The organism is Streptococcus sanguinis (assembly GCF_020729765.1).
Taxonomy (GTDB): domain Bacteria; phylum Bacillota; class Bacilli; order Lactobacillales; family Streptococcaceae; genus Streptococcus; species Streptococcus sanguinis_Q.
Window position 1 is genome coordinate 1 of the sequence record NZ_JAJEPD010000092.1, and the last position, 5144, is coordinate 5144.

Annotated in this window: 7 protein-coding genes and 1 other annotated feature; all 7 genes read left to right on the top strand. The window is 36.8% G+C overall.

The genetic code is table 11. From position 1 onward, the window contains the following. Positions 1–139: 139 nt before the first annotated feature. The 7 genes from K4H96_RS11810 (at position 140) to K4H96_RS11840 (ending at position 4998) form a co-directional block, all read left to right on the top strand. Positions 140–751: a hypothetical protein gene (locus K4H96_RS11810; RefSeq protein WP_168956349.1), complete on the top strand. Its 612-nt coding sequence runs from the start codon at positions 140–142 to the stop codon at positions 749–751. 90 nt (positions 752–841) lie between these two features. Next, positions 842–977: a sequence feature (ribosomal protein L10 leader region), on the top strand. Between the two features lie 37 nt (positions 978–1014). Continuing rightward, positions 1015–1515 (top strand): 50S ribosomal protein L10, encoded by a 501-nt coding sequence (gene rplJ / locus K4H96_RS11815; protein ID WP_223336824.1) that lies wholly within the window; start codon positions 1015–1017, stop codon positions 1513–1515. A 73-nt stretch (positions 1516–1588) separates the two neighbouring features. Then, on the top strand, positions 1589–1957 hold the full coding sequence (gene rplL, locus K4H96_RS11820; protein ID WP_002900419.1) for a 50S ribosomal protein L7/L12: 369 nt from the start codon (positions 1589–1591) through the stop codon (positions 1955–1957). Positions 1958–2119: 162 nt separating this feature from the next. Continuing rightward, entirely contained in the window at positions 2120–2332 is a 213-nt protein-coding gene (locus K4H96_RS11825; protein WP_227956543.1) for a hypothetical protein, read from the top strand. Beyond that, the gene (locus K4H96_RS11830; protein WP_000822762.1) at positions 2329–3108 is read left to right on the top strand and encodes a replication initiator protein A; all 780 of its coding nucleotides are present in this window, start codon (positions 2329–2331) and stop codon (positions 3106–3108) included. Before K4H96_RS11825 ends, K4H96_RS11830 begins: the two co-directional genes overlap by 4 nt. A gap of 98 nt (positions 3109–3206) precedes the next feature. After that, a complete protein-coding gene (dcm, locus tag K4H96_RS11835) occupies positions 3207–4565 on the top strand; it encodes a DNA (cytosine-5-)-methyltransferase (protein ID WP_001210970.1) in 1359 nt (452 codons plus the stop codon). Next, positions 4549–4998 carry a hypothetical protein gene (locus tag K4H96_RS11840; protein WP_227956544.1) on the top strand — a complete coding sequence of 150 codons (450 nt, stop codon included), beginning with the start codon at positions 4549–4551 and terminating at the stop codon, positions 4996–4998. Before dcm ends, K4H96_RS11840 begins: the two co-directional genes overlap by 17 nt. The last annotated feature ends 146 nt before the right edge of the window (positions 4999–5144 follow it).

The following is a 5144-nucleotide window of genomic DNA, read 5'->3' on the forward strand; positions in this document are numbered from 1 at the left end:
GTTCAGTCGCCAGATGGAAACAAAGTTACATACACAAGAGGGGGAATTCGATATAAAAGGAGATAAAGAATTGAGTTTAGGAGGAACTGAGGGAAGTGGGGAAAGGATTAAGTTTTCGCCGCTAAAAGCTAGAATTTTGATGATGATTAGTCCAGTAATGAGTGCTATCTTCTTTGGTTTTTTTTCGTGCGGTTTTATTTATTATGCATTGGAGTTAGGTATTTCATTTTGGCTAGATTTGATTCGTGAAAATTTTATGTTGATCATTTTCTTTATTTGGTTCCATATGAGTTTAGTCGAATCTATCTATAGAATGATAAAAAATAATCTTCTGTTAAACAGCAATATTCAGGAATTGAGAGATTGTTACCCTGAGCTTGAGGAGGACTGGCAAAATCTTAATGATGCGGACTACTTTGACGAAGATTTGCAAGTTTTGGTTTATGGCAATCATCTCATTTGTTACAGGACATTTGATATTGTCTATCTACCAGAATGTTCTAAGATAGATGCATTTATGAAGGTGTATGTTTTTCGTGTTTCCGGTGGTCATGAGTTGAGACGAGTTCATTTTTCTGCATGGTATCTTGATGGCAGTGAATCTGAACTCCGTACAAATGAGTTGCGAAGTTTTGCCGGAATTAATCAGAAAGCTCGTAAAGATGCCTTATTTGATTATATAAGAGAGAACTTTGATTATATTGAACTCGAAACTTTCGACTTTCGACTAAGGGAAAGAAGTAGATATTAGTCAAGTAAGCGATTTGCAGAAAATAATGACTAAATTTAAAAAGATTGTATAAAAAGCTTGCAATCTTTTTTTTCTTTTGCTATAATTATCAATGGTTTGAAAAAACTGCCTAAGACAGTAGGGGAGCTCGACTCATAAAGATCCTACCGAGGACAAAACGTATCATGTAAAAAGAAGCGTATTGTACTTTCGTGTCTAGGTTTGGGCGCGTTTTTCTTTTGGAAAATTCCCCAAGCAAAATAATTACGGAGGTGAAACACTAAATGAGTGAAGCTATTATTGCTAAAAAAGCGGAACTGGTTGACGCAGTTGCTGAGAAAATGAAAGCTGCTGCATCTATCGTCGTTGTTGACGCTCGTGGTTTGACTGTTGAGCAAGATACCGTTCTTCGTCGTGAGCTTCGTGGAAGCGAAGTTGAGTACAAAGTTATCAAAAACTCAATCTTGCGTCGTGCAGCTGAAAAAGCTGGACTTGAAGACTTGGTATCTGTTTTTGTTGGACCATCTGCAGTAGCATTTTCTAACGAAGATGTTGTTGCTCCAGCGAAAATCTTGAACGACTTTGCTAAGAACGCTGATGCACTTGAAATCAAAGGTGGTGCAATTGAAGGCGCTGTCGCATCAAAAGAAGAGATTCTTGCACTTGCAACTCTTCCAAACCGCGAAGGACTTCTTTCTATGCTCCTTTCTGTACTTCAAGCGCCAGTTCGCAACGTTGCACTTGCTGTCAAAGCAGTTGCAGACAACAAAGAAGACGCAGCTTAATCTTAAGCTACGCAGCGTAGCCTAGCTACGAAAAAAATATTATAAATTTAAAAATTATTTGGAGGAAATAACAATGGCATTGAACATTGAAAACATTATTGCTGAAATTAAAGAAGCTTCAATCCTTGAATTGAACGACCTTGTAAAAGCTATCGAAGAAGAATTTGGTGTAACTGCAGCTGCTCCTGTAGCTGTAGCTGCTGCTGGTGCTGGTGAAGCTGCCGCTGCTAAAGATTCATTCGATATCGAATTGACTGCTGCTGGCGACAAGAAAGTCGGCGTTATCAAAGTTGTACGTGAAATCACTGGTCTTGGCCTTAAAGAAGCTAAAGAACTTGTTGATGGTGCACCAAACGTTATCAAAGAAGGCGTTGCTGCAGCAGAAGCTGAAGAACTTAAAGCTAAATTGGAAGAAGCAGGTGCTTCAGTTACTCTTAAATAAGAGGCATATACCAATTAGAATTCGGAATACTATAGTATCAGCCTTTTAGAATCGTGAACACATTTTAGAAACTGATAAATTAATTTAGTTTCCTGCCAAAAACCCTACCAAAAATTAATTTGGCAGGGTTTTTTTTAAAAATAAAATTATTTTGGAGAACAGTTGAATATTGTTATCCTTTTTTTATTTTCTGGAGGGAAAAGGACAAAAGAATTACAATCATCACGCTATATTGTCATTTCATTTTTAGTACGTGAAATGGGAATTGACATTGTTGAAGCCATATCTCTTATGGCTGAATTAGAAAAAAGTGGCTTGGTTCGATTGGAATCAAGTGGAGATTTAATACTCAAAGAACTTGGAGGAGCGCTATGAAACGAATTACCGCAAATCAATACCAAACTTCAGAACGGTATTATAAATTACCTAAAATTCTTTTTGAGGATGAGAAATATATGGATATGAAACTAGAAGTAAAGGTGGCTTATTCTATTTTAAAAGATCGTTTAGAATTATCTCTCAATCGTGGTTGGATAGATGAAGAAGGCGCGGTTTTTTTAGTATTTTCTAATTCTAAACTGATGAGGCTGTTAGGTTGTTCGAAGTCAAAATTACTGTCCATCAAAAAAACTCTTAAAGAATATGACTTAATTGATGAAGTTCAACAGTCTTCAAGTGTTAAAGGAAGACTAGCTAATAAGATTTATTTAGGAGAATTATCTTCTACCCCAGTAGATAATTCAAACAGGCCTAGTGTTAATAAAAGACTAGGGCAGGTTGAAAATGAAACGGCCCCCGTCTCATATTCAGCCCCTAGTGAGACTGAAGTTAGTGAGACTAAATATAGTGAGACTGATTCTTTATTTACTGAGGATGAGGAGGATAGGAATACTCATCCTATCTTGAAAAGAAAAGTAGAAAAGGTCACAAAATATGATCGAGATTATATTTGGGGATTGGTACAAGATCAATTTAGACGAGAAGGTTTTTCTGAAACAGCCAGTGAAATTGCTATGACTGATTTTGAGAGAATCTATCAGTATGCTCTTGACAATGTTCGCTTTGTTAGACGAGCGGAAGCACTTGCTGAATTTGTGTTTAACGGCTTGTATTCTGTTTGGAATAACCGTGTTAGAAAAGGAGGTGGTTAAATGTCGCCAATCGAGTGGATATTAGTTATGCTCATTTTAATTTCAAGTGGTATAACTCTTTGGACGTTGATTGTCGATCAGAAAGGGGTGATCAAGAAATGAGATTTATTGATTTATTTTCAGGTATAGGTGGATTTCGACTAGGAATGGAAAGTGTTGGACACGAGTGTATTGGATTTTGTGAGATTGATAAATTTGCTAGAGAATCTTATAAGTCCATTTTTCAAACGGAAGGAGAAATTGAATTTCATGACATACGAGATGTTTCAGATGACGAATTTAAAAAACTTAGAGGGAAAGTCGATATCATCTGTGGGGGATTCCCTTGTCAAGCATTTTCAATCGCAGGAAGACGATTGGGATTTGAAGATACTAGAGGAACTTTGTTCTTTGAAATTGCTCGGGCGGCCAAACAAATCCAACCACGTTTTCTTTTTCTTGAAAATGTTAAAGGCCTACTCAATCACGATAAGGGACGGACGTTCACCACAATCCTTACCACACTTGATGAGTTGGGGTTTGATGTTGAGTGGCAGGTGCTTAACAGTAAGGATTTCGGCGTTCCCCAAAACAGAGAGAGGGTGTTTATTATCGGACATTCTAGAAAGAAAAGTACCAGACTCTTATTTCCTTTCAGACGAGAAGGTCAAGCAACTAACTCTGAGATTTTAAAAACATTAGGGAATTTGAATCCATCAAAAAGTGGAATGAGCGGTAAAGTCTATTATTCAGAAGGTCTTGCGCCAACCTTAGTTCGTGGAAAAGGAGAAGGATTTAAGATTGCGATTCCTTGCATTACACCAGATAGATTAGACAAGAGACAAAATGGTAGACGCTTTAAGGAAAACCAAGAGGCGATGTTTACTTTAAATACTCAGGATCGTCATGGTATTGTCGTTGTTGGAGATTTACCAACTAGCTTTAAGGAAACTGGTCGAGTTTATGGAAGTGAGGGGTTATCTCCAACACTGACTACAATGCAAGGTGGAGATAAAATTCCCAAAATACTAATTCCAGAACCAATCAAATTTCTAAAAGTACGGGAAGCAACGAAAAAAGGATACGCTCAAGCAGAAATAGGAGATTCAATTAATTTGGAAAGACCAAGTTCTCAGTATCGTCGTGGTAGAGTTGGAAAAGGTATAGCTAATACGTTAACAACTAGTGGACAAATGGGAGTAGTAGTTGCTAGTTATGAAGGAGAAGATAAACAAGTTTATCATGTAGCCGGTGTATTAATAGATGGACAGTTTTACCGTCTGAGGATACGACGAATCACTCCTAAAGAGTGTTTTCGCTTGCAGGGCTTTCCTGATTGGGCTTTTGAAGCTGCTAGAAAAGTCTCTAGTAATAGTCAGCTCTATAAACAAGCTGGTAATAGTGTAACCGTTCCTGTGATTGCCGCAATCGCAAAGAAATTAAAAGAAATAGAGGAAAAAGATGAAAGCATTAAATGAAGAATCAATACTAGATTGTGATGAATTAGAAACAGAATTACATGATGCAGAAATCAAACAGCTGGATGAACAATTATTTTTGATACCCAATTATCCATGTGAGTTTGAAGTAACATTTTTAGATGATTACCATAAAAAACACAACTACCCACTATTTTACGAGTCCTATCTTCAAAACGTTATGGAATTCCTTGAAAGTCAAGACATAAAGAATGGGGTTGATGCCTTTGTAGATGATAATCAAAATCTTGTTTTTGTTTTATATGGACAAGGCTATCGAGCCGAGGGAAAAGAGGGAATACTTACAACCCAAGTAACTGTAAAAGCTTATGATGAAGACAAGAAACCGATTAACTTCGCAAATTTATTAGATTCCTTGATTGTCTCAGAATATCAAATGGAACCGAATCTTTGGGAGGTCTCTCATGATTGATCTCTATCTAAGTAAAAATAGCCAAAGAAATCAACTTCTTTTGGATTTCTTTCAAAAGTATAGCATAGAGGTCACTCCTCATTCTATTTCTGAAATGACAAAGGACAAATTAATTGAAATGATGAGCTATTCTTCAGATTGTTTTG

Bases quoted from the DNA above. Each gene is read 5' to 3' on its own strand.
- K4H96_RS11840 (WP_227956544.1), top strand. From the start codon at position 4,549: ATGAAAGCATTAAATGAAGAATCAATACTAGATTGTGATGAATTAGAA.
- dcm (WP_001210970.1), top strand. From the start codon at position 3,207: ATGAGATTTATTGATTTATTTTCAGGTATAGGTGGATTTCGACTAGGA.
- rplL (WP_002900419.1), top strand. From the start codon at position 1,589: ATGGCATTGAACATTGAAAACATTATTGCTGAAATTAAAGAAGCTTCA.
- rplJ (WP_223336824.1), top strand. From the start codon at position 1,015: ATGAGTGAAGCTATTATTGCTAAAAAAGCGGAACTGGTTGACGCAGTT.
- K4H96_RS11810 (WP_168956349.1), top strand. From the start codon at position 140: ATGATGATTAGTCCAGTAATGAGTGCTATCTTCTTTGGTTTTTTTTCG.
- K4H96_RS11830 (WP_000822762.1), top strand. From the start codon at position 2,329: ATGAAACGAATTACCGCAAATCAATACCAAACTTCAGAACGGTATTAT.